Below are 20,166 nucleotides of genomic sequence, written 5' to 3'. Positions count from 1 at the left end.
CGGCTTGTTCACGATCTCGCCTGTCTCTGCGTCGATGTAATGCACCTGAAACACGTTCTTGGCGATATCCACGCCTACAGTCGTACAGGTCATTTCGGGTTCCTCCGGTTACCGGCACATTCGTGGATTTTCCTCCCGAACACATTCGCGCTGTTGGCCTGTAACCAGCCACATCTCCTGATCCTGTTTTCTGGGTGGGACGCGTTCATTTCATTCGACTGGATAGCGGACAGGACAAGCTTTTCTACTCGTTCAATCTCGACCACCACGTCCCGCAATCACACCCGCTGAGAGGCATCGATCGCTTCCTTGATCTGCGAGATCTGCGCCAGCACCTCGCACCGTTCTACAGCCCAATGGGTCGTCCATCGATTGACCCGGAACTCATGATTCGCATGTTGATCGTGGGTTACTGCTTTGGCGCCCGGTCCGAACGACGTCTATGCGAAGAGGTGCATCTGAACCTTGCATACCGGTGGTTTTGCCGCCTGGGTCTGGAGGACGCCGTACCGGAACACTCGACGTTCTCAAAGAACCGTCACGGGCGCTTTCGCGGTAGCGATCTGTTGCGTCACGTGTTCGAATCTGTGCTGAGTCGCTGCATGACCGAAGGGCTCGTCAAAGGCGAGGGATTCGCGATTGATGCAAGCATCATCAAGGCTGACGCGAGTCCTGCGAATGGCGTGTTGGGAACAGAGCCTATCGACTGGGGACGTGCCGACGGCCAGAGTCGCGCTGTGCGGGAATACCTTGAGGCATTGCAGCAAACCAATCCGGTGGAAGCAGATGCGTCTGAGCCAGCAACGTCTTTGACGCCTCCAAAGAAGATATCCCTGACCGATCCTGCCGCACGATGGACGGCCGCTCCAGGCGGCCCTGCGTTCTTTGCCTACTCGACGAATTATCTGATTGACCTGCAGGCAGGGATCATTATGGACGTTGAGGCGACGCCGGCGAATCGGTCACAGGAAGTTGGGTCAACCAGAACAACGATTGACCGTGTAGAACGTCAACGGGACCTGACGCCCCGCAAGCTGGTAGGCGACACCGCCTCCGGCACTGCAGCGCTGCCTGGCTGGATGGTTGAAGAGAAACACATCGAGCCGCACGTCTCGGTCTGGGATAAAACAACAACGCGCAAGGACAATACGTTCTCCCGTAGCGAATTCATCTGGAATGAACAGGGCCAACGAGAATCGAAGCCCTGCGGGGAAAGCGCTACGCAGCGACTGGCGTCCACTGAAAAATCCACGTCACGAAAGCCGACACCATCGTGTATCGATCGCGTGAAAAGAACTGCAGCCATTGTTCAATGAAGCATCAATCCTGTCCTAATATGGCGTTTCGCAAAATCACGCGCAGCATCCATGAAGCCGCCCGCGATGAAGCGAGGCGCATCGCGACAACCCCAGAATACAGGCAGTCTCGCCGGCAGCGAAAGAAAGTGGAAATGCTCTTCGCTCATCTCAAGCGCATCCTGAATCTGGATCGCCTGCGACTGCGCGGTCCAAACGGTGCTCATGATGAGTTCCTGATGGCAGCAACCGCCCAAAATCTGCGAATAGATGCCGGCCGTGCCTTCCTGCGGCTCGAACGCGCTGATTCCGGCGGACGCCGCACCGGTCATTAACATGGCGCGCTCCACCCAGCTTTGGGAGGAGCTGTTCAGGATGGTCCAGCATTTGCGCACCAATGTCTTGCAGCGCAAGCTTTTCGCCGAGGTGATCTGCGACGCCTGGCACCCGCCGGTGGAGTCCAGGGGTTATGTACAGGTCATACGAAGGCACGGAAGCACGCGCGGCCATACTTTCCTCATATCGTTTGAACGATGTCCAGCAAGTTCGACGCGATCTGCCGCGGCAATATTACCCGGTCTCGCTTCGATTTTAAGCCAGAGCGGGCGCGCGCTCATGGCCCTCGCGCTCGCCCTGGTCGGCTGCAATCAGCCGATCGAATGACACCGTGTTGGCGGCCGGAAACTGGGCAACGAGCGTCGTCCACAGCTGGCGCGGGCGGCTTCTCGGCGAGTTGCGCCTTGTCCAGGACGGCCGGCCCGACGAGTCTGCTCATGGTCGCTCCCGCTTGCGCGTATCTGCCCGACTGGCCCCGCTTTACACGGGATAGGCGGCACACACGGGGCGTCCGCCAATTCCCGCCCTGCCTTGCGACGGAGAATTAGCAAGAATGCCCCGTGTTGCGCAATCTATCATGCTGGTCCAACGGATTGGAGCGACGCCGACTGGCCGGCCGTTCTACCCTCGGAAGCCGCCGCTGTGGTCACTTGGGTTGAACGACCGCAACGGGTCGATGCCGTTGAAAAAGTCGTCGACCGTCTCTCGCATAAGGCTTTTAGGGGTCGCCCTTACCCTTAGCCGGCGTTCGGGAGCGGTTTGTAAACCGATCTGAAAGGTCTAGTTTTTCACCGGCGAGTTGAAACAGCAGGGCAGCGACTCTTCAACAGCGTCGTTCGATTTTTGACGTTCGCGACGCGCGTGCGGGTCGCTACACCGGAATTCGGGAGGTGGTCGCGTCGTCATGCTGCCGCCGCTGCGCAAGCTGGTCCGCCTTCACCGGCCGCTGGTAGAGATACCCTTGGGCGAAGGGCACTCCCGCTGCCAGCAACACGGCGTGCTGGGATTCCGTTTCGACGCCTTCTGCAATGACCTGCAAACCATAGTGCTTCGCGACAGAGACGATGCCCGTAATGAGGTCAGCGCCGCCCGTGTCAACCTGGTTCACGAACTGCCGGTCGATCTTCACATAATCGAACTGGAAGCGGCCGAGCAGGTCCAGGTTGCTGTGCTGGGTGCCAAAGTCGTCGATCGCAAACCTGACTCCCCGGGCCTTCAGCGCGTTGAAGATGGTTGCGGTGCGCGGGCTCGGCGCAAGCAGAAACCGCTCGGTTAGCTCCACAACGAGCGTCATGCCCGCAGGCAGCCCGGCAGTCAGGGCCACAACCTGTGCGACGAAGCCTCTGCGTTCCAGGTCACCTGGAGCGATATTGACCGCGATCCGCAGCGGAATCGCAGGCGCGCGCTGGCTCATCTCGGCAATTGCGGTCTTCATTACGAACTGCGTCACCGGCCCAAGCATTTCGCTCGATTCCACCTCCTCCATGAACGAGGCCGGACTTATGGCGCCCCATCTCGGGTGATGCCACCGCAGCAACGCCTCGACGCCCACCAGTTCGCGACTGGCAGTGTCGATAATCGGCTGGTAGACAACATGGAATTCGTTGCGACGAAGCGCCTGACGTACTGCGTTCAGCAACAGTCGCCGCGGGGCAAAGGTGAGCAGGTAGGCCGCGGCGATCAGGCCGTCAACCAGCAGTCCGACAGCCAGCCCCGGGATTCGGTACTTCCAGTGCATCCCAGAAATGAAACCCTCGGAGGACGACACCAAGATGGAAAAGGGCCATTTATGTGATGCGACGCGGGTTGTATATCTTGCAAGGGGCCCGGAAGCAGGCCCGAAGGTACCCCGGGCATTGATACGCCCTGTATCGCTCACCAATATTGACGCCGTCTGCACGCCGTACCGGACGCCGTGAGCAAGCACATCGGCGAGGTAATCACCTTCAACGATCGACAGCACCCCTGTGCCGGGGGCGGGCCGGTTGAATATGACGAGGACCGGCACCCCTAGCTGATACGGCGTCTGGGCGAGAAGACCAATGCTGTCGCCACGGCCAACCGAGAGCGGATAATCCGACAAGGGGCGATCGATGGGTCCCAGTGCGGAAGAGCAGTAAAGACGGTCGCCGGAGACCAGCGCGACGGCGCGGACATAACGCAGATGGGTTTCCAGCTCTGCCAGCGACGCCCTGACCTCGCTGCTGCACGGTTTGCCAGCGAGCGCCGCGAGTTCGTTCCGGCGTCGCGTGCTGACGCTATCCAGTATCCGGTCAACCGAATCAACCAGATCGCCCCCAATCAACTGCTCATGCTCGGTGACCCTAACCTTCGCCTCGTGCTCGCTTAACAGGATGGCAACGAGCATGACCGCCGCGCCGCAGACCACGCAGAGGAACAGCGGCAGGCGCACTGACGTTCGACGGATTCGATCAGGCATATACGTCACCCGGTTTGTCACCCAGCACTATCTCGCCGGACTCCGCCAGCCGTCGCACTACCTGCATAATCGCGCGCTGTTGCATTTCGACCTCGGAGAGGCGCACCGGCCCGCGTGCTTCCATGTCTTCGGCAAACAGGTCCGCTGAGCGCTGTGACATGTTTGCCATGAATTTTTCAGTCAGCTCCTGGGGGCCAACCTTCAGTGCGACGATGAGCGCCTGCAGGTCGATGTCCCTCAGCAGCCGCCGGATTGAGCTGTCATCCAGCGTAAGCAGCTTTTCGAAGTTGAACATCTCATCGACGATCTGTTGCGCCAGTTGGCTGTCGCAATCGCGGACGCTTCCAATCACCGAATCTTCCTGCTGGCTCGACAGATCATTGATGATTCCGGCGGCGACCCGGGGCCCTCCCATCCCACGACGTTGGGCGGTGACGCCGCCCGCAAGGAGTTCGTTCAGCGAATGGTCGAGCTCGCGTATCGCAACGGAATGGATGCCGTCCAGGGTGGCAATCCGCAGGAGCGCATCGTTGCGGATGCGTTCCGTGAAACATGCCAGAACGCTGGACGCATGCTGGGGATCGAGATGCACGAGCACCGACGCAATAATCTGGGGATGCTCGTTCCGGATCAGTTCCGCGACCGCGGGCGGCTCCAACCACCTGAGACCTTCGATACCGCTGATACCGCCTCCGACCAGAATGCGATCGAGAACCGCTCCGGCCTTGTCTTCTCCCAGCGAGCGGTTAAGTACCGAACGGAGGTACTGATCCGCGTCCAGCGCGAGTGTGGTATGGGTTTGCGCCTGTGCGATGAAGTCATAGACCGCCTCATCGACGTCACTGTGGGCGACGTTCTTCAGCGCGGCCATCGCCGTACTGATTTTCTGAACTTCACGCCGGTCGAAATGACGGAACGCTCCGGCTGCCTCTTCCGGGTCGAGCGCCATCAGCAGCAAGGCAGCCTTGACGACGCCGTTCGCGCTCATTGGTTATCCCGAAAGACTGAAAAGCACCAGACGGCAGGCCTCGCGAGGACCCCGGGCCAAGGGACATCACGCCGGTCGTTCCTGCAGGAGAGGAGACCCGCGGGAGTCCGTGGTTCAGTCACGCGGCGTCGCCGTCCGGCACGCGACGCCTGCAACCACATATGCATAGGCGTTGCTCCCCAGCCGCCCCATTCACGCCAGATGGCAGGTGGGCAACGCCGCCTGGTCGTGTAAAGTCCCACGATGTCCTCAAACATGGTTGCCAGCCGGCACAGGCCTGCGGTATGCGCGTCACTTCCGGCGGTGCTTTCGCCCGGACCGAGGACAGCCCTTGCTGCTTGCGTCTGCTGGATCAGTACCTGCCATTGGGAGCAGGGCACATCAAGTCCATAACCCCCAAGCTGCGCAGCGGCACTGGAGAGGATGTAAAGGTCTGCCACCACACGCGCGATATCCTGTTGCATTGTGACGCGGGCGCCAGATCTGCCTGGTTGCATGCCCTTCATTTCCGGTCCTCACCCCGCCGCGTTGCCAGCCCGAATGGAGTACTGTGCCCGCGCGGGCTGATGCCGCTACAGCACCCGCAGCGGACACGAATGTCATGCAGGACATGGGTCGTCCTGTTGCGGGTCTTCGGTTTACGTTCTGGACTCCGGGGGGTACGCGCTCTCACAATGCGCATTCTAATCAGCGACAAGGCCGAGGCAGGCGGTTCAACTGCCACGAATACAGTCCTCCGCCGGGGCATCCCCGAGCAGGTGATGTAACGCGTACAGCCGCCGCCGGTCCGGCACAGTTATGTCGGTACGTCCGCGCAGGCGCTGGACTTCTGCTCTCCAATATTCGCGGCGGATGAGTGTCGCGCGGTGCACGAGGGTGTTCACCGCTTTGTCGAGCTTTCCGATAACGCTCGGGGCGCGATCCATCGACTTTTTCTCCTAACCAGGCGCAAACGTTAGCGGTTGCCGCTGCTTTAACGGCGCCGCGCCCTCGCGGGTTAACGCGAGTAAACACGTACTCCAATTTTTTGCAGCACCCGCTCGAAGCCCTGGCCATTGCCGGAGCAAGTACGCGCTCACGCGTGCGGGGGAGTCATCCATCACATCGGTGCACCCCGCACTTCTGCGAAGATGATAGTGGATCTTCCGGTGCAGGTTGTTGCATGTCGCTAAATATCCCCTAGAGATCGTCCAGGTCGATCACACACCAAGCGGATATGCTTCTGGCGAGCGTGATCCTGTTAGGTTGGCGACTTGGTATGAAAGCACGATGCTCGTGGCTGTCAATGACTCGGAGCTTCGTCGCCAACAACTGCCCGGAGGGACGGAGTGTCGCCCGAATTTGATGCATTCATGGGCTTCAATATTCTCGTTGAAGTCCGTCAAAACGACCGAGGTGCTTGGTCTGCCGAGATCGAATTGAGCAAAGACGGCCTACCTGTTGTTCATGCGTGCCCTCGGACGATTCAGCCCGAATGGCTTACTGCCGAGGAGGCGACGCGAGAGGGGATCGAATGGGCACGCCCATCATTGATTCATCAATGTACTGGGCCGTCCCATTCCACGGTGGCAACCCGCCAGCGTACGTTCGTGCGGGCGCATTCGGAGATCGACCGGCGCCCGCATGGGACCACGTTTCACGACGGCTTCTGACACTCTTGGCTGTGGCTAGTAGTCTGTATGGTCTGCAAAAAATAAGGTGGCTCTCTGGAACGAAAGAGGCTCTAATTGCGGTAGGGTTCCTGAAGGGACCGGCGCCCACGGTCGATCGGGACGTCGGATCTCTAAAGCGAAAACGGCGGCGCCACCGGCTCAACCCGCTATCGCTCTGCCTCGCGCTCTTCCTGTTCCGCAACCGTGAAGATTGCCTCAGGCATCACCTCAAGGCGCCCCTTCGGAATAGCGACGCCGCTAGCATCTGAAAATCCATAGGTGCCTTCGTCAATTTTCTTCAGTGCTCGCCGAATATCATTGATTCGTTGCTGATTGGCACCGCGCAAGGCTTGATTAGCGACGTATTGCTCTCGACGCTGCGCCTCATCTTCCGGCTCCTCCGCTTCGAAACCGTGCTCTTCTTGAAATTGACGCTCGGTCGGGATTGTTTTTTCCTCATTTCCAAGTATTTCCTGCTGCAACTGCTCAAGTCGAGCTCGTTGTTTCGCGATGAAGTCCGCGCTGAGGCCGTCGTCGTCTTTACTCATCACACGACCCTCCAAAAGTTTGAATCGACTGGTGCGATAGTTTCTATCGGGCCGACGGCGTTTCGAAGCTGGTTCTGCGTTTTGACTTTGACGCCGTCATTGATTCGCTTACCTCGCAACCACACTCCAGGAGACCCGACGAGGGAATTGATGGGTGCTTCATTCCGATGTCTCCTCCTCGAAGGCTAGTTCCGCTTGCAAACTTTCCAGTTCACGTCCGACATTCGCCACGGCGAGTCGCTTGTCGCCCCGCCAAAACGTGACAGTGCAGTCATGCTTGAGCGGATCGCCATCGACCTCGACGCGATCCCAATGCTCTGCATGGCCGACGTAATGGATGCCGACGTTATATTGCAGAGTCCAGAAGAACGGTACTGCCGCAAAGCGTTCTCCTTTGCCGAGAATATTCCGTGCAGCAATGACGCCTTGTCGCTCGGCCACTACCCAGTGTTCCACGCGAATATTGTAGCCCGTTCTAGGATCCGGCCAGCGTGCGATATCTCCAGCCGCATAGACATCCGCCGCGTTGGTCCGAAGAAAGCCGTCGACCACTACACCGCAGTCAGTCGCGATCCCGGCTTCCTCCCATAGAGATGTGTTCGGGTGAACACCGATGCCCACGAGAACTAAATCCGCCGCCAGCACCTCGCCTGTCGACAGGATCACACTGTCGGGTTCGATTTTGGCGACGGTAGCACCGAGGTGGAAAACAACCCCATGCGCCTCATGGAGTACCTTAATCATATCGCCGAGCGCCGTACCAAGGGCGTGCTCCATGGGCTGCGTTCCGGGTGTGACAAGCCACACATCCAGTCCGCGTTCGCGCAGCGACGCGGCCGCTTCGAGACCGATGAACCCGGCGCCGACCACGACGCAGCGATGTGCAATCTTGATATTGGCGATCAGCGCGTCGCAATCGGCCCGCGTACGAAGCAGATGCACATGTGACAGATCCGCGCCAGGAACGCAAAGTCGGTTGGGCTCGGCGCCGGTGGCGAGCAGCAAAGCTCCGTAAGACAGCCGGCTGCCGTCGGACAGCGTGACGCTCCTTTCCGCAACGTTGAGACTGACAACATGGGTGTCGCAGCGAATCTCGATACGATGGTCCGCGTAATACTGAGGCGATTTCAACGGAAGCCAGGCAGCTTGGCCGGCTCCCGAAAGATAGTCCTTCGATAGGCTCGGCCGGTCATAGGGCGATGAATGATCCGCACTAAGCATGATGACGAGACCTTCATAGCCTTCGCGTTGCAACGTAACAGCCGCTGTTGTGCCGGCAGCGCCACCTCCAATGATCACGACCGGCCCGGCAGGGCCCGTCGTCGCCAATTTCGGCGGACGTGGCGCCGACATTTCGTCACCGACGACCGCGCGACCGTCACGCTCTTCCACATGCCAGCATTTGATGCCGCTCAGCGCTGGCGGCCGGAGCATCTGACCGTTCCTCAGACTGAAGCAGGCATGATGCCAAGGGCAACGGATCGTATCATCGACGAGCAAGCCCTCGGCCAACGGCGCCCCGTAATGCGTGCACGTCGCGCCGATGGCGAACAATTCGCCTGCGTGGCGAATGAGCAGGGCCGCCTTACCACCCACATTGCCGGTGAGCATGCGCCCCTCCTGAATCTCCGTCGAAGATATGCCCTGTGTGAAATCGGGGCCGGCTTGTGTGGAAGTTGTCTCAGTCATTGCAGATCTCCTGCAGCATCAGGTGGCGCGGTCCGTTAGTTCAAGTTGACTCCAACTCGTACGACTTGGCGCCCATGCCTGCGAGCTTGCCGCCGTCGACGATAAGATGCGCCTCGGGGATGGGCGTTCGATCGAAGTAACTTTTGCAGAATCTCTAGTGTGCTGGCGGTGTAGCGTGCCTGCGCCGAAACCAAACTGCCGGAGACGTGTGGCGTCATGCGGTTAAAGGGCATAGTGCGCCGGGGTGTTCGAGCCGCGCCGGCTCGGGGAACCAGACGTCGCCGGCATGACCTGCAACTTGACCGGATATGAGAGCCTCGACAACAACGTCGTGCTCAACCAGTCTTCCACGCGCGCAGTTGATGACATGGGTCCCGCGTTTCATCCGGGCACACATCTTTTCGGTCAGCATATGCTCGGTTGAAAAGTACAGCGGAACCTAAAGGATGACGATGTCGACATTCTTCATAAGCGATTCGGGTCGGAGTGGAACGTCAGATTCAACGCTTTCTCGATTGCTGATCGAGCCGATGCCGCTGCGCTTAGTGGAGGTGCAGATCGAACGGCTTCAGCCTGCGCAATACCGCTAGTCCTATCCGACCCGCGCCGATCGTTCCGAAATGCATGCTTCAACGTCATGGACGCATAACACGCAGTCCGCTATGTTCCAGACGCCGTCCGACGCCATACTTCGAGATGGCAAACAGTTCGATCGACTCGGACTCTTTCCAGGCAAACCGGCTACGGCAGTCTTCAAGGCAACGAGCCTAATCAGAAAGACGACTTTCCCGGCTACACAGTTCCTTGCAGAGACTTTGCTGTAATCGAATTCGAACAGAGCGATCACAGACGTCGCACGAACAAGCGCGAACGCTTCTGCGTTTCTTGACAACCCGAGCGAGCGTGCCGCATCGCTGGTCAGTAGCGCGGGTATCGATTCCGCCTGACGTACGTAAGGTAACCTCATCGCCGGCCATTCCGTGATTGATATCCGCGATATGACCGACGAAATGATCAAGGTCGCTGTTTCTCATAACGACCTCTAGCGACAGTAACAAGGAGGTATGGTGCCGGATACGCACGTCAAGTTTAGTACTGGTGCCCGGATACGCAAGCAGAAGCGAATCGTGTCAGCAGCAGGAAAGGCCAATTCGAGACCGGGAAATCTCCGCCAGAACCGCAGCGCTTCATTTTTCGGGGCGCTTGGGGAAGCCATGACTGCTCCATGCAATAGTCGATTCCTTGTGTCGGATTTTGTGAGATTGACTGTCGGGCCTGTATCTGGTTTTGCTTTGCCTGTTTCCACCGAGGAAGTTGGGCACGAAGCTCCTCAAGGTTGACACGATCTTGCGGACTCGTTGGCGGACAGGGCGCTGTGCGTGAACGATGAGGTTGAACTCTGGAAATCGGGCCAGCAATTCAGCGAACCGTCCCGATTCAAGCGCTTCCGCACAGGCACACTCTTCAGGCGCGCCATTACCCGTTCCAAGCCGAAGCATTGTCACGAAAGAATTCCGATGCGTGGCCCTGCCACGCAGAGAGCCCTACTCAATCAAGTGCGGACACTGCGGGATTGTCGAGAGCGAGTTCTCCATAGAATTCGTACGAATTCGATACGAGGTCGCACGAGACGTCGGCAGCAGCAATGTGCGGTAGCAATCATGCGGAATGGCGCGTTGCTGACACGGGTCTGACATGCAAGGTGAGAATTCGATGAAATGGCGACCCAATAATATGTATCGTGTCGAGCGATATATAACGACGCGGTGCACGTTACTACCATGATGGCAGGTACACGGAGAGCGTGGGCGAGGTTCGGCTCAACTGCCGTTTGACGTGCCAAGCGGCTTGACATCTCGACCACGTGGGCGTGAAGATGGCCTTCAGATTGGCGTGTCGAAGTCGAGCGTTTTCGTTGAAGGCTTTGTACTGGAGGAACATGATGAACGACATGACTTGGATTGTGGTGGCTGATGAAGGTCGGGCGCGGGTGTTCCAGACGCGAGGGCTCACACTTGATCTGAAGGAAGTCGACGACTTCGTCAATGTCGCGCATAGCGCCACGACACTGACCGAAAAGCAGGCAGTGGAATATTCCGCTAGCGAGCGAAAAGAAAAAGAAAGAGACAAGTTTGCATGCGAAGTGGCCGAGTACCTCGAAAAGGCACGTCTCCAGCAACGCTTTGGTCGGCTGAGACTGGTTGCGCATTCCAAATTTCTTGGCATGATACTTTCCTTCATGAGCGCTGAGACTCGAGGACTTGTGTTCGAGCAGCTTAGCAAGGACTATTCGACGCTGGGTACCCGAGACATACAGGAGCGCCTGCGGCAGGGCTGACTTTCCTCGCTTGATGCGCTTCTCCAAGTGGAGCGTCGAGGCTCGCGCTCGGTGGACTTATCCAGTCATCGTCGGTCAAGCATTCCGGTTGCCGACACCCATGATGTGGTGCCGTTTGGTTGAATCACCGCGCCCGGGATCAGGCTCACATGCTGTGGATGGCTCGCTGAGATGTGGAATTCCGTTTCGCTTCGCTATCCACGAACTGAGAATTCTCCTAACGTTGTCGCGGATCTGCCTGCTAATCTTTTATCGGTGAACGCAGAGCCTCGATGAAAGCAATGGAGTCTGCCGGAAGCGCGTGCAACGGGTCGGCGGTTTCTGTCGCGCAGAGTCTCATGAACAAGCTGTTTCGTTGTTCTTGCATAGTCGGCTGTGCGTGAGAGCCTTGCTTCGGCGAAGAACTCCAGCGTCACCCCAGGTTCTTCGAGGTCTGCCCTTGCGTGACTGTCGGCTGGCTACTCGGCGGAGCAGGTTATAGAACGCAATAGAACAAATTTCAGATGCCCAACAAGACACCAGAACCACAAGCCGTCTGCGATCCGATTTCTCGAAGCGCGATCTTCCTCACACTCACGGTGGGTCGCGGCGAAGGCCAGGCCGGCGTTGTCCGGTCGTGGTGCGGCCAAATCGCTGCGCTGGTCCGTGCGGTCGGCACGCGCGCGCCTACCGCCAACCTCTCCTGCGTTTGCGGCTTCGGCTCCGAAGCGTGGGAGTGGCTCTTCGGCGCGCCGCGCCCGGCGTCCCTGCACTCATTCATCGAGTTCGGAACGGGCGAGCGACGTGCAGTCGCGACGTCGGGCGACATCCTGCTGCATATCCGCGCCGACCACATGGATTTATGCTTCGAACTCGCATCGCAGCTGTTGAACAAGCTCGACGGTGCGGTCACCGTCGTCGACGAAGTGCACGGCTTTCGCTACTTCGATCTGCGCGACATGATCGGCTTCGTCGATGGTACGGAGAATCCTGCGGGTAAAAGCATGGTGGGCTTCACGATCATTGGCGAGGAGGACGCAACCTTCGCGGGCGGCAGCTACGTGGTCGTGCAGAAATACTTGCACAACCTGGATGCCTGGAACGCTCTGACGGTGGAGCAGCAGGGGAACATCATCGGGCGCGAGAAGCTATCGGATGTAGAACTAGACGCGGCCGTGAAGCCTTCTTGCTCTCACAGCTCGCTTACGACCATCGACGAGAACGGTCAGGAGGTGAAGATTCTGCGGCACAACATGGCCTTCGGCCGTCCCGGCGCAAAGGAGTTTGGCACCTACTTCATTGGTTATGCGCGCGCGCCTGGACCTATCGAGCAGATGATGGAGAACATGTTCGTCGGCCGCCCGCCGGGCAATTACGACCGCCTGCTCGACTACAGTCGCGCGGTGACGGGTGGGCTCTTCTTCGTGCCGTCCGCTGAGCTGCTCGACGCGCTTGCCGAAAGAACTCACGCGGCGGCGGCAGCCTCGCCTTCCAGCGCGCCTCGGCTTGAAGCGAGCCCCAGCGGAACACTGAAAATCGGCTCACTCAAAGGAACGCTACAACATGAATAACCTGCATCGCGAGCTCGCACCAATTCCGGCAGACGCATGGAAACAAATCGAAGCTGAAGTGGCACGAACCTTCAAGCGTTCAGTCGCAGGGCGACGCGTCGTCGATGTAAAAGAGCCCGGCGGTCTGGCGCTGTCGGGCATCGGCACGGGGCACCAAACCAGTATCGCGTCGCCGAAGAAGGGCGTCGGCGCGCGGCTGTACGATGTGAGGCAGCTGGTGCAGCTTACCGTGCCGTTCACGCTGCAGCGTGAGGCGATCGACAGTGTGGAACGCGGCTCGAACGACGGCGACTGGCAACCGGCCAAAGCCGCCGCGAGCGAACTGGCGCTCGCCGAGGACAGTGCGATTTTTGATGGCTTCAAGGCCGCGGGCATCGTGGGCATTCGCGAAGGCAGTTCCAACGCGCCGACGATACTGCCCGTGGACATTGTCGATTATCCCGCCGTCATCAGCCAGACGCTAGAGAAGCTGAGGCTCGCGGGCATCGACGGACCGTACTCAGTGGTACTGGGTGCGGATGCCTATACCGCGCTTTCCGCGGCGAGCGATCAGGGTTATCCGGTGATCCAGCACATCAAGCGAATCGTCGACGGAGATCTCGTATGGGCGCCTGCGCTGCAGGGAGGCTGCGTACTATCGACGCGCGGGGGCGATTACGAGTTGCACATCGGACAGGACCTGTCCATCGGCTATACGAGTCATACGGATACGACCGTGCAGTTGTATCTGTGCGAGACACTGGCGTTTCTGTTGTTGACGAGCGAGGCATCGGTGTCCATCGCGACGGGGGAATGACACCTGGCCGTATCGCGCAACGCGAGGCCATAGAGAGATCTTGGGGAGAAGGACCTGGTTACCACGCGGTGGTTCGGGTCGAGCCGGCCGACGGTCGCATATCGGTGGACTCGATGATGAACCGCCCATAACTTGGAGACGATTCATCATGGCTGCCCTTTGTGAAATTTGTCATGCCCGCCCGGCGGTCGCACAAGTGACCGTCGTGCAGAACGGCGAGCGCAAGTCGATGTCGATCTGCGAATACGACTACCGTCAGCTGATGCGGCATCAAAGCATGCTGAACCCGTTCGATTCCCTTCTCGGCGGCGGCCTGTCGCGCTTAATGGGCGGCGGTATGCCCAGTACGCGCGGCGAAGACGATGAGGACATGGTGGCCTCCGTGCCGCGGGAATCCGTCGATGTCACCGATGCCTTCAGCGAACAGACCATGGAGTTCCTGCAGCGTGCCGCCGAAAAGGCGCACGAGTTGCAGAAGTCCGAACTCGACACCGAACAGGTGCTCTACGTGCTCGCCGACACGGACGTCGTACAGGCGCTATTCAAGGAACTGAAGCTCGCCCCTGACGATATCAGGCGCTATATCGACGAGCACGCGCAAAAAGGCAACGCCGCGCCCGATGCACCCGTCGAAAAGATGACCATCTCACCGCGCCTGAAGAAGGCGTTCCAGTACGCGTTTCAAGCATCGCGAGAATTGGGTCACTCGTATGTCGGTCCAGAACATGTGCTGATCGGTCTCGCGGCGGTGCCCGATTCCATCGCGGGCACGCTGCTGAAGAAATACGGCGTGACGCCCGAGGCGCTACGTCAAAAGGTGGTGAAAGTGGTCGGCAAGGGCGCGGAAGACGGACGCGTCGACACGCCGACCGGCACGCCTACGCTGGACAAGATCGGCCGTGATCTCACCGCGATGGCGCGTGAGGGCAAGCTCGATCCGGTGCTTGGCCGCGCGCAGGAAATCGAGAGCACGATCGAAGTGCTCGCGCGGCGCAAGAAGAACAACCCGGTGCTGATCGGCGAGCCGGGCGTGGGCAAGACCGCGATCGTCGAAGGACTGGCGCAGCGCATCGTCAACGATGACGTGCCCGAGGATCTACGGAACAAGCGGCTCGTCGAGATCAACATCAACTCGATGGTCGCGGGCGCAAAGTATCGCGGCGAGTTCGAGGAGCGCGCGAAGCAGCTCATCGACGAAATCACCGCGAAGCAGGACCAGCTGATCGTGTTTATCGACGAGCTGCATACGATCGTCGGCGCGGGACAAGGTGGGGGTGAAGGCGGTCTCGATATCGCCAACGTGCTGAAGCCGGCGCTCGCGCGCGGCGAGCTGAGCCTGATCGGGGCGACGACGCTCAACGAATATCAGAAGTACATTGAGAAAGATGCGGCATTGGAGCGGCGCTTTCAGCCGGTGCTGGTGCCGGAGCCGACGGTGGAGCAGACCATCGTGATTCTGCGCGGTCTGCGCGACAAGCTCGAGGCGCACCATCAGGTCACGTTCGCGGACGATGCGTTCGTCGCTGCGGCCGAACTGTCGGATCGCTATATCACGTCGCGCTTTCTGCCGGACAAGGCCATCGATCTGATCGACCAGGCCGCGGCGCGCGTGCGCATCGGCGCGACTTCGCGGCCGCCGGAGATTCAGGAACTCGAAGCGGAGATTGCGCAACTGAAGCGCGAGCAGGATTATGCGTCGTCGCGCAAGCGTTTCGACGAAGCGAAGAACTTCGAGGAGCGTATTAAGGAGAAGCAAACGAAGCTGGACGAGCTCACCGAGGCGTGGCAGCGCAAGACCGGATCCCAGACGCTCGAAGTGACGGTCGCATCGGTGGCAGAAGTCGTCTCGCGTCTCACGGGTATTCCCGTTACCGAACTTACGCAGGAAGAGCGCCAGAAGCTGCTGGAGATGGAAAACAAGCTGCGCGAGCGTGTGGTCGGTCAGGACGAGGCAGTGGTCGCCGTGAGTGACGCGGTACGACTAGCGCGCGCGGGCATGGGCCAGATGCACCGGCCGATCGCGACGTTCCTCTTCTTGGGGCCGACCGGCGTCGGCAAGACCGAACTCGCCAAAGCGCTCGCGGAAACCGTCTTTGGCGACGAGCAGGCGGTGGTTCGCATCGACATGTCGGAGTACATGGAGCGGCATGCGGTTGCGCGGCTGATCGGTGCGCCGCCGGGATATGTTGGTTATGACGAAGGCGGTCAACTCACCGAGCGGGTGCGCCGGCGTCCCTATTGCGTGATTCTGCTGGACGAAATCGAAAAGGCGCATCCCGACGTGAACAACGTACTGCTGCAGGTATTTGACGATGGCCGCCTCACGGACGGCAAGGGGCGCATGGTTGACTTCAGCAACACGATTATCATCTCGACGAGCAATCTCGGCGCGTCCATCATCATGGACAACCTTGAAAAGAGCGACAAGGAGCGCGACTCGGAAAAGGACATGCGCGAGAAACTCATGGACGTGCTGAAAGGCCACTTCCGTCCCGAGTTCCTCAATCGCATCGACGAGATTATCGTGTTTCATGGGCTTTCGCGCGAGAACATCCGGGCGATCGTGCAGATCCAGATGGAGCGCGTCACGCGGACGGCTGCGGCGCAGGACATCACGCTCAGGGTGCAGGATTCCGTCATCGACCACCTTGCCGATGTCGGTTATCGGCCGGAGTTCGGCGCACGCGAACTCAAGCGCCAGATCCGTCAGGAGCTGGAGACGCGGCTCGCGAAGGAAATCCTCGGCGACAAGCTCAAATCCGGAGACACGGTGGACGTGAGCTACGACAAGGAGACGGACAAGGTCGCCTTCACGAAGGTCGAATCGGAAGGTAAGCCGAAGGAGAAGAAGGCAAAGTCGGCGAGCAAGAAGAGTGCGCTAAAGTCAGCAGAAGGCGCGAAGGAGTCCGCCAAGAACGAATCTTAAGGTGTTGCGTGGGCGTTCTAAAGGAGTGGGGCGGGGATATCAGCTGCCCAGCTCCTGAAAGGCATGGCCGTTGGCATCGACCTCCTTGAGGATCTCGGGCGATAGTTCGCTTTGCCAGATATGCCCGGAAAACTGCCACTGTCTTGCTTCGGTCGCCGAGAAATCCGGTAGACCCGCACCCTTACGGACATAGAGTCCCAGCGTCGGTTTCGTAAGGTTGATGTAGAAGTCAAACTCCGCCTGTTGCTGTTGCATAAGGGACCTCCAGGAAGCGAAACGGACGACTCACTTAGCATAGGCCACGTTGCGGCCGAAGCGTGATTTTTTTGTGCAACACCTACGCACTCAAGGTACCAGCGAGCCTAGGCACTAGGGCTCATCCGGGTCAATTTCACCGCACTGCTCATGCTTCCTTTTCATTTCCCCCTCTCGTTGGTAATCCCATACTGACAGCTATGCAGGGGTCATGCCCAATTGCCGCCGAGCGTAAGCGGGAGCTTGTAGCACCCGACCGCACAGCACAACCCGGTCATCGAGAACGGCGTCTGCAACGAGCTGCACTTCGACCGCTCCCACCCGAGCATGTTGAGGTCTTTCGATACCAAGGGACTGGGGCTTCACTGCTCCTCGGTCTGGAAGAACCTGACGTTCGCGTACCGGATCGGCTGGGCGTTGCCGAGCCGTCCCCTTTTGCGCTCGGTCGAAGGTCGGAGTAACAGTCATCGCGCTGAACCCAGCGGCTGCGGATGGCCACGGCCAGTTGTTCGACCGACGCGAGACGTTGATTGTCTTCATGCCCGTGCGTTCGATCGCATGGGGCATCGCATAAAACGTCGGTGACGCGACCGCGATTACATCGTCGGGTTTTGCGTCCGCCTGAAGACATAGATTGATGGCCTCGGTCGCGCCGACCGTAATGATGATCTCATTCGGATCGACCGTCAGGTCGTTCTTGCGGTAGCGACGCGCGATTTGCCGCACGAGCTTCGCGTTGACCGGCGCCAGCGCATCGGTCACGGCCACTGCGCCGCACTGCGCCTTGTTCCGTCCGGCGCCATAGCCGTAACGATTGATCCGCTCGAACGCAAACAGACTGGATCGGGGTAGGGCGAGCCGGGAGGCACCGCATCGTCGACGCCGATGGACGCAGCGTCGACAGCACCAGTCGGCTGACGTCGACTCGCGACGAGATCGGGATCGGTCTCGACGGCGAATGGTCCTGGGATCGTAGCAAACTGTAATGACAAGAACCGCCCCGAACTGTGCACTCCGAGACTGACGCTCCGGTTGTAGCCTTTTCTGTATGAATAGATGGTCTGGGATCCCGACTTCGTGACCCGCGTGCAACGGTTGAGGCCAGAGAATGAAAGAGGCGAATTGGAAGGATTTAACCGGCGTAAAACATCGGCAGCCCGTGCGCCGGACGGCTAATCACTGTACCGAAGCGAAGGGGGGCGAATAGGGTGAACCTGCCAGAAGCCATGAGCATATACGTCAGGGTCGTCGAACGTGGGAGTATTGCCAGCGCGGCAAGAGATCTCGGCATCGGACACCCGATCGCGAGCGAATGTATCGAGCGGTTCGAGAAATATCTCGGTTGTCGGCTTCTGCTTCGCAGTGCCCTCGCATTCTATTGCTCGCCTGACGGTATTGCCTTCTACGAGCGTAGCAAGAGGATTCTTTCCGCAGTAGAACAGGCGGTGGCTAAAATGTCGAGTGACGAGCAAGCAATCAAGGGGGCGATTCGGATCGTGGCGCCTCCTTGCTTCGGCGAGTCTGTCGTCTCTAAGACGTTGGCGCATATTCGTGCGGCCTATCGGCATCTGGAACTGGAACTGGTGCTCAACGACAGGATCGTCTATCTCGTGACGGAGGGCGGGGACATTTCGTTTCGTGTTGGATCGCTTGGAGAGGTTGCGTTCATAGCCCGTCGATTAGGGCGGATTGGGCGTACGCTTGTTGCGGCACCGAGCTACCTCGGTCAGCACGAATCGTTTCTAGAGCCAGCAGACCTGGGGCATTCTTATATTCGGACGCAGGGCGCGTTCAGTACAGCGCAGGTGCTTTTCCGGCAAGACGCGAGCGTCGTGAAGAGCGCCTCGATTAACACAGCCCTCAGGGCCAGTCATTGGCGGCCAGGGTACGAAATCATTTTCTCCGGCGTCGGCATCGGCGCGCTCGATGTTCCGGCTTGCGTCGATGCGCTTGCAGACGGACGGCTCGTCCGGATCCTGCCTCAATACGAGGCACCGTCTTTCGAGCTGAACCTCCCGATCCAACCACAACGTCTGGTGCCGCCGCCGGTGCGCGCGGTCGTGACGTTGCGGAAGACTTGCGTCCCAAGACTCTGGAAAGGATCGACGGCGATCGCCGCAAACTAGATGACTGCCAGGAAGCGCCAGTCGTCAATGAGCTTTCAAAACTTCTGAAGCTGTCGCGTTGCGGCGTTGAATTCCAATCATGTTCGGGATATCGATGAAAGAATACCGCGATAAGGAGAATCTGACCGAAAGCATCCGACGAAGATTCGACCATCTGATAAATGTAGTCGAGTTGACGGTGCTGATCCTAATCGGCCTCGCCACCGCGTTTGCCATGGCTCAGGAGACCTGGAAAGTCCTGAGGGCCGGCACCGTCTCGCTCACGGACCTACTGCTGATGTTCTTATATCTCGAAGTCCTAGCAATGGACGCGCGGTACCTACGTCTTGGGCAGTTGCCGGTTCGATTTCCGCTCTATATCGCCATGGCGTCGCTGGCCCGAGACCTCATCTTGAACCGGGACGGTAGCGCGGACCAGCATATCCTTATTATTACGGTCGGCATAGCTGTGTTGGCCATCAGCGCCGTTGTCCTACGGTTTGGTCAACACCGATATCCCGCACGCGACGATGAGGGACGCGATGAAGTCTCTGACTCCCGCCCGTCATCATAGATCGCCGATGTGGACACTCCCGAATTCGACACATCGGGGATCCCGTCACTAGGGCGAACTTTGCGGTTCTCCGCTTCGCCAGCGCGCGAAGGCGATCGAACTCATCCGCATGCTGCCAGTCGGCGCGATAGCGGCGGTGAAATTGCGACCAACGCCATTTCACCGTTGTATGATATTTACAGTTGTAGCTTCCCGGCGCGCAACAATGTGCCATCGCCAGGTGCGACGGCGGGTTCAGGTACAGGCCGATCGCATTGGCAGCTTTGGCCCAAAACCGGAATAGTTCGACACCATGTGGAATCGAGACGATATGACCGAACGTCGTGCTTGCGCCACATACGTTGTACCGGCAAGAAGGGCACGCCCGGTTGCGTGGCCAACTTGTGGCTGCTCCAGTGCGTCGAGCCGTCGGCTGCTGAAGATCCGGCGGCCGGGCTTTTATCTCTCGTAGGACGAACTCGAAGTGGCGTTTCCGCGCTGGCCTCGCTGCTTTTTACGGCGACGCGGGTGAAACAGTCGGCTCGCTCGGTGATCGTACGGACTCAGCGCCTCGAGTTCGTCAATCTCGACCGGCTCGTCGGATCGATCATGGATGCCACGGCACGCATCTCACAGCGCGCCAACGCTGTCATCGAGAGCCGCCACACCGGCGCCGCTGCTTCGTAGCCCACCGG

16 protein-coding genes and 4 pseudogenes are annotated in these 20,166 nt (G+C 59.3%); 11 read left to right on the top strand and 9 right to left on the bottom strand.

Translation table 11 applies throughout. The features are described 5' to 3' along the window. Window positions 1-212 precede the first annotated feature (212 nt). Both H281_RS35535 and H281_RS37415 read left to right on the top strand, forming a co-directional pair. Window positions 213-1,630, top strand: a pseudogene (locus tag H281_RS35535) (transposase). A 1-nt stretch (window position 1,631) separates the two neighbouring features. After that, entirely contained in the window at window positions 1,632-1,958 is a 327-nt protein-coding gene (locus tag H281_RS37415; protein WP_020071440.1) for a hypothetical protein, read from the top strand. Between the two features lie 544 nt (window positions 1,959-2,502). Here the strand turns inward: H281_RS37415 and H281_RS0133215 are convergent. The 3 genes from H281_RS0133215 to H281_RS35200 all read right to left on the bottom strand — a co-directional run bounded on the left by H281_RS0133215 (window position 2,503) and on the right by H281_RS35200 (window position 5,985). Further along, entirely contained in the window at window positions 2,503-4,071 is a 1,569-nt protein-coding gene (locus H281_RS0133215; RefSeq protein WP_020071439.1) for an EAL domain-containing protein, read from the bottom strand. Continuing rightward, window positions 4,064-5,059, bottom strand: coding sequence for a flagellar motor switch protein FliG (gene fliG / locus H281_RS0133210; RefSeq protein ID WP_020071438.1), 996 nt, complete (start codon window positions 5,057-5,059; stop codon window positions 4,064-4,066). Before fliG ends, H281_RS0133215 begins: the two co-directional genes overlap by 8 nt. Before the next feature lie 713 nt (window positions 5,060-5,772). Beyond that, the gene (locus H281_RS35200) at window positions 5,773-5,985 is read right to left on the bottom strand and encodes a hypothetical protein (protein ID WP_020071437.1); all 213 of its coding nucleotides are present in this window, start codon (window positions 5,983-5,985) and stop codon (window positions 5,773-5,775) included. Between the two features lie 402 nt (window positions 5,986-6,387). On the opposite strand from H281_RS35200, the gene H281_RS36330 reads away from it, so the two are divergent. After that, window positions 6,388-6,711 carry a DUF6566 family protein gene (locus tag H281_RS36330; protein ID WP_164701973.1) on the top strand — a complete coding sequence of 108 codons (324 nt, stop codon included), beginning with the start codon at window positions 6,388-6,390 and terminating at the stop codon, window positions 6,709-6,711. A 167-nt stretch (window positions 6,712-6,878) separates the two neighbouring features. Here the strand turns inward: H281_RS36330 and H281_RS0133200 are convergent, their stop codons facing one another. From H281_RS0133200 to H281_RS37410, 3 genes are all read right to left on the bottom strand, one after another. Next, on the bottom strand, window positions 6,879-7,259 hold the full coding sequence (locus tag H281_RS0133200; RefSeq protein ID WP_020071436.1) for a TraR/DksA family transcriptional regulator: 381 nt from the start codon (window positions 7,257-7,259) through the stop codon (window positions 6,879-6,881). A 159-nt stretch (window positions 7,260-7,418) separates the two neighbouring features. Then, the gene (locus tag H281_RS0133195; protein WP_027805160.1) at window positions 7,419-8,948 is read right to left on the bottom strand and encodes an apoptosis inducing factor family protein; all 1,530 of its coding nucleotides are present in this window, start codon (window positions 8,946-8,948) and stop codon (window positions 7,419-7,421) included. Between the two features lie 214 nt (window positions 8,949-9,162). Beyond that, entirely contained in the window at window positions 9,163-9,381 is a 219-nt protein-coding gene (locus H281_RS37410) for an NAD(P)-dependent oxidoreductase (protein WP_277394748.1), read from the bottom strand. Between the two features lie 1,509 nt (window positions 9,382-10,890). On the opposite strand from H281_RS37410, the gene H281_RS0133175 reads away from it, so the two are divergent. The 4 genes from H281_RS0133175 to H281_RS0133160 all read left to right on the top strand — a co-directional run bounded on the left by H281_RS0133175 (window position 10,891) and on the right by H281_RS0133160 (window position 16,558). Beyond that, window positions 10,891-11,286: a host attachment protein gene (locus H281_RS0133175; protein ID WP_020071432.1), complete on the top strand. Its 396-nt coding sequence runs from the start codon at window positions 10,891-10,893 to the stop codon at window positions 11,284-11,286. 503 nt (window positions 11,287-11,789) lie between these two features. Continuing rightward, entirely contained in the window at window positions 11,790-12,836 is a 1,047-nt protein-coding gene (locus H281_RS0133170; protein ID WP_020071431.1) for a Dyp-type peroxidase, read from the top strand. Then, on the top strand, window positions 12,829-13,632 hold the full coding sequence (locus H281_RS0133165) for a family 1 encapsulin nanocompartment shell protein (protein ID WP_020071430.1): 804 nt from the start codon (window positions 12,829-12,831) through the stop codon (window positions 13,630-13,632). Before H281_RS0133170 ends, H281_RS0133165 begins: the two co-directional genes overlap by 8 nt. 148 nt (window positions 13,633-13,780) lie before the next feature. Beyond that, on the top strand, window positions 13,781-16,558 hold the full coding sequence (locus H281_RS0133160) for an ATP-dependent Clp protease ATP-binding subunit (RefSeq protein ID WP_020071429.1): 2,778 nt from the start codon (window positions 13,781-13,783) through the stop codon (window positions 16,556-16,558). A 39-nt stretch (window positions 16,559-16,597) separates the two neighbouring features. Here the strand turns inward: H281_RS0133160 and H281_RS0133155 are convergent, their stop codons facing one another. Beyond that, complete coding sequence (locus tag H281_RS0133155; protein WP_020071428.1) at window positions 16,598-16,813, bottom strand: hypothetical protein; 216 nt, start codon at window positions 16,811-16,813, stop codon at window positions 16,598-16,600. A 227-nt stretch (window positions 16,814-17,040) separates the two neighbouring features. Between H281_RS0133155 and H281_RS37405 the strand changes: the two are divergent. Beyond that, window positions 17,041-17,242: pseudogene (locus H281_RS37405) on the top strand (PLP-dependent aminotransferase family protein); the annotation flags it as partial. 90 nt (window positions 17,243-17,332) lie between these two features. Here the strand turns inward: H281_RS37405 and H281_RS36315 are convergent. Next, window positions 17,333-17,768 (bottom strand): annotated as a pseudogene (locus H281_RS36315) (aminotransferase class I/II-fold pyridoxal phosphate-dependent enzyme); the annotation flags it as partial. Between the two features lie 253 nt (window positions 17,769-18,021). Here H281_RS36315 and H281_RS0133145 point away from each other — a divergent pair. Together H281_RS0133145 and H281_RS0133140 are read left to right on the top strand one after the other, a co-directional pair. Next, a complete protein-coding gene (locus H281_RS0133145) occupies window positions 18,022-18,939 on the top strand; it encodes a LysR family transcriptional regulator (RefSeq protein WP_027805158.1) in 918 nt (305 codons plus the stop codon). 94 nt (window positions 18,940-19,033) lie between these two features. After that, a complete protein-coding gene (locus H281_RS0133140) occupies window positions 19,034-19,492 on the top strand; it encodes a phosphate-starvation-inducible protein PsiE (protein ID WP_027805157.1) in 459 nt (152 codons plus the stop codon). A gap of 202 nt (window positions 19,493-19,694) precedes the next feature. Here H281_RS0133140 and H281_RS37710 read toward each other — a convergent pair. Beyond that, window positions 19,695-19,905: pseudogene (locus H281_RS37710) on the bottom strand (IS630 family transposase); the annotation flags it as partial. Window positions 19,906-19,999: 94 nt separating this feature from the next. On the opposite strand from H281_RS37710, the gene H281_RS37085 reads away from it, so the two are divergent. Next, window positions 20,000-20,158, top strand: coding sequence for a hypothetical protein (locus tag H281_RS37085; RefSeq protein ID WP_020071425.1), 159 nt, complete (start codon window positions 20,000-20,002; stop codon window positions 20,156-20,158). Window positions 20,159-20,166: the final 8 nt, after the last annotated feature.

The sequence above is a fragment of the Paraburkholderia caledonica genome (genome assembly GCF_000383275.1).
Lineage (GTDB): Bacteria > Pseudomonadota > Gammaproteobacteria > Burkholderiales > Burkholderiaceae > Paraburkholderia > Paraburkholderia caledonica.
This window is presented reverse-complemented; position numbering and strand designations above follow the sequence as displayed.

What these genes read in the sequence shown, in the direction of transcription:
- H281_RS37415 (WP_020071440.1), top strand. Translation starts at nt 1,632, where the DNA reads ATGGCGCGCTCCACCCAGCTTTGGGAGGAGCTGTTCAGGATGGTCCAG.
- H281_RS0133215 (WP_020071439.1), bottom strand. Translation starts at nt 4,071, where the DNA reads ATGCCTGATCGAATCCGTCGAACGTCAGTGCGCCTGCCGCTGTTCCTC.
- fliG (WP_020071438.1), bottom strand. Translation starts at nt 5,059, where the DNA reads ATGAGCGCGAACGGCGTCGTCAAGGCTGCCTTGCTGCTGATGGCGCTC.
- H281_RS35200 (WP_020071437.1), bottom strand. Translation starts at nt 5,985, where the DNA reads ATGGATCGCGCCCCGAGCGTTATCGGAAAGCTCGACAAAGCGGTGAAC.
- H281_RS0133200 (WP_020071436.1), bottom strand. Translation starts at nt 7,259, where the DNA reads ATGAGTAAAGACGACGACGGCCTCAGCGCGGACTTCATCGCGAAACAA.
- H281_RS0133195 (WP_027805160.1), bottom strand. Translation starts at nt 8,948, where the DNA reads ATGACTGAGACAACTTCCACACAAGCCGGCCCCGATTTCACACAGGGC.
- H281_RS0133175 (WP_020071432.1), top strand. Translation starts at nt 10,891, where the DNA reads ATGAACGACATGACTTGGATTGTGGTGGCTGATGAAGGTCGGGCGCGG.
- H281_RS0133170 (WP_020071431.1), top strand. Translation starts at nt 11,790, where the DNA reads ATGCCCAACAAGACACCAGAACCACAAGCCGTCTGCGATCCGATTTCT.
- H281_RS0133165 (WP_020071430.1), top strand. Translation starts at nt 12,829, where the DNA reads ATGAATAACCTGCATCGCGAGCTCGCACCAATTCCGGCAGACGCATGG.
- H281_RS0133160 (WP_020071429.1), top strand. Translation starts at nt 13,781, where the DNA reads ATGGCTGCCCTTTGTGAAATTTGTCATGCCCGCCCGGCGGTCGCACAA.
- H281_RS0133155 (WP_020071428.1), bottom strand. Translation starts at nt 16,813, where the DNA reads ATGCAACAGCAACAGGCGGAGTTTGACTTCTACATCAACCTTACGAAA.
- H281_RS0133140 (WP_027805157.1), top strand. Translation starts at nt 19,034, where the DNA reads ATGAAAGAATACCGCGATAAGGAGAATCTGACCGAAAGCATCCGACGA.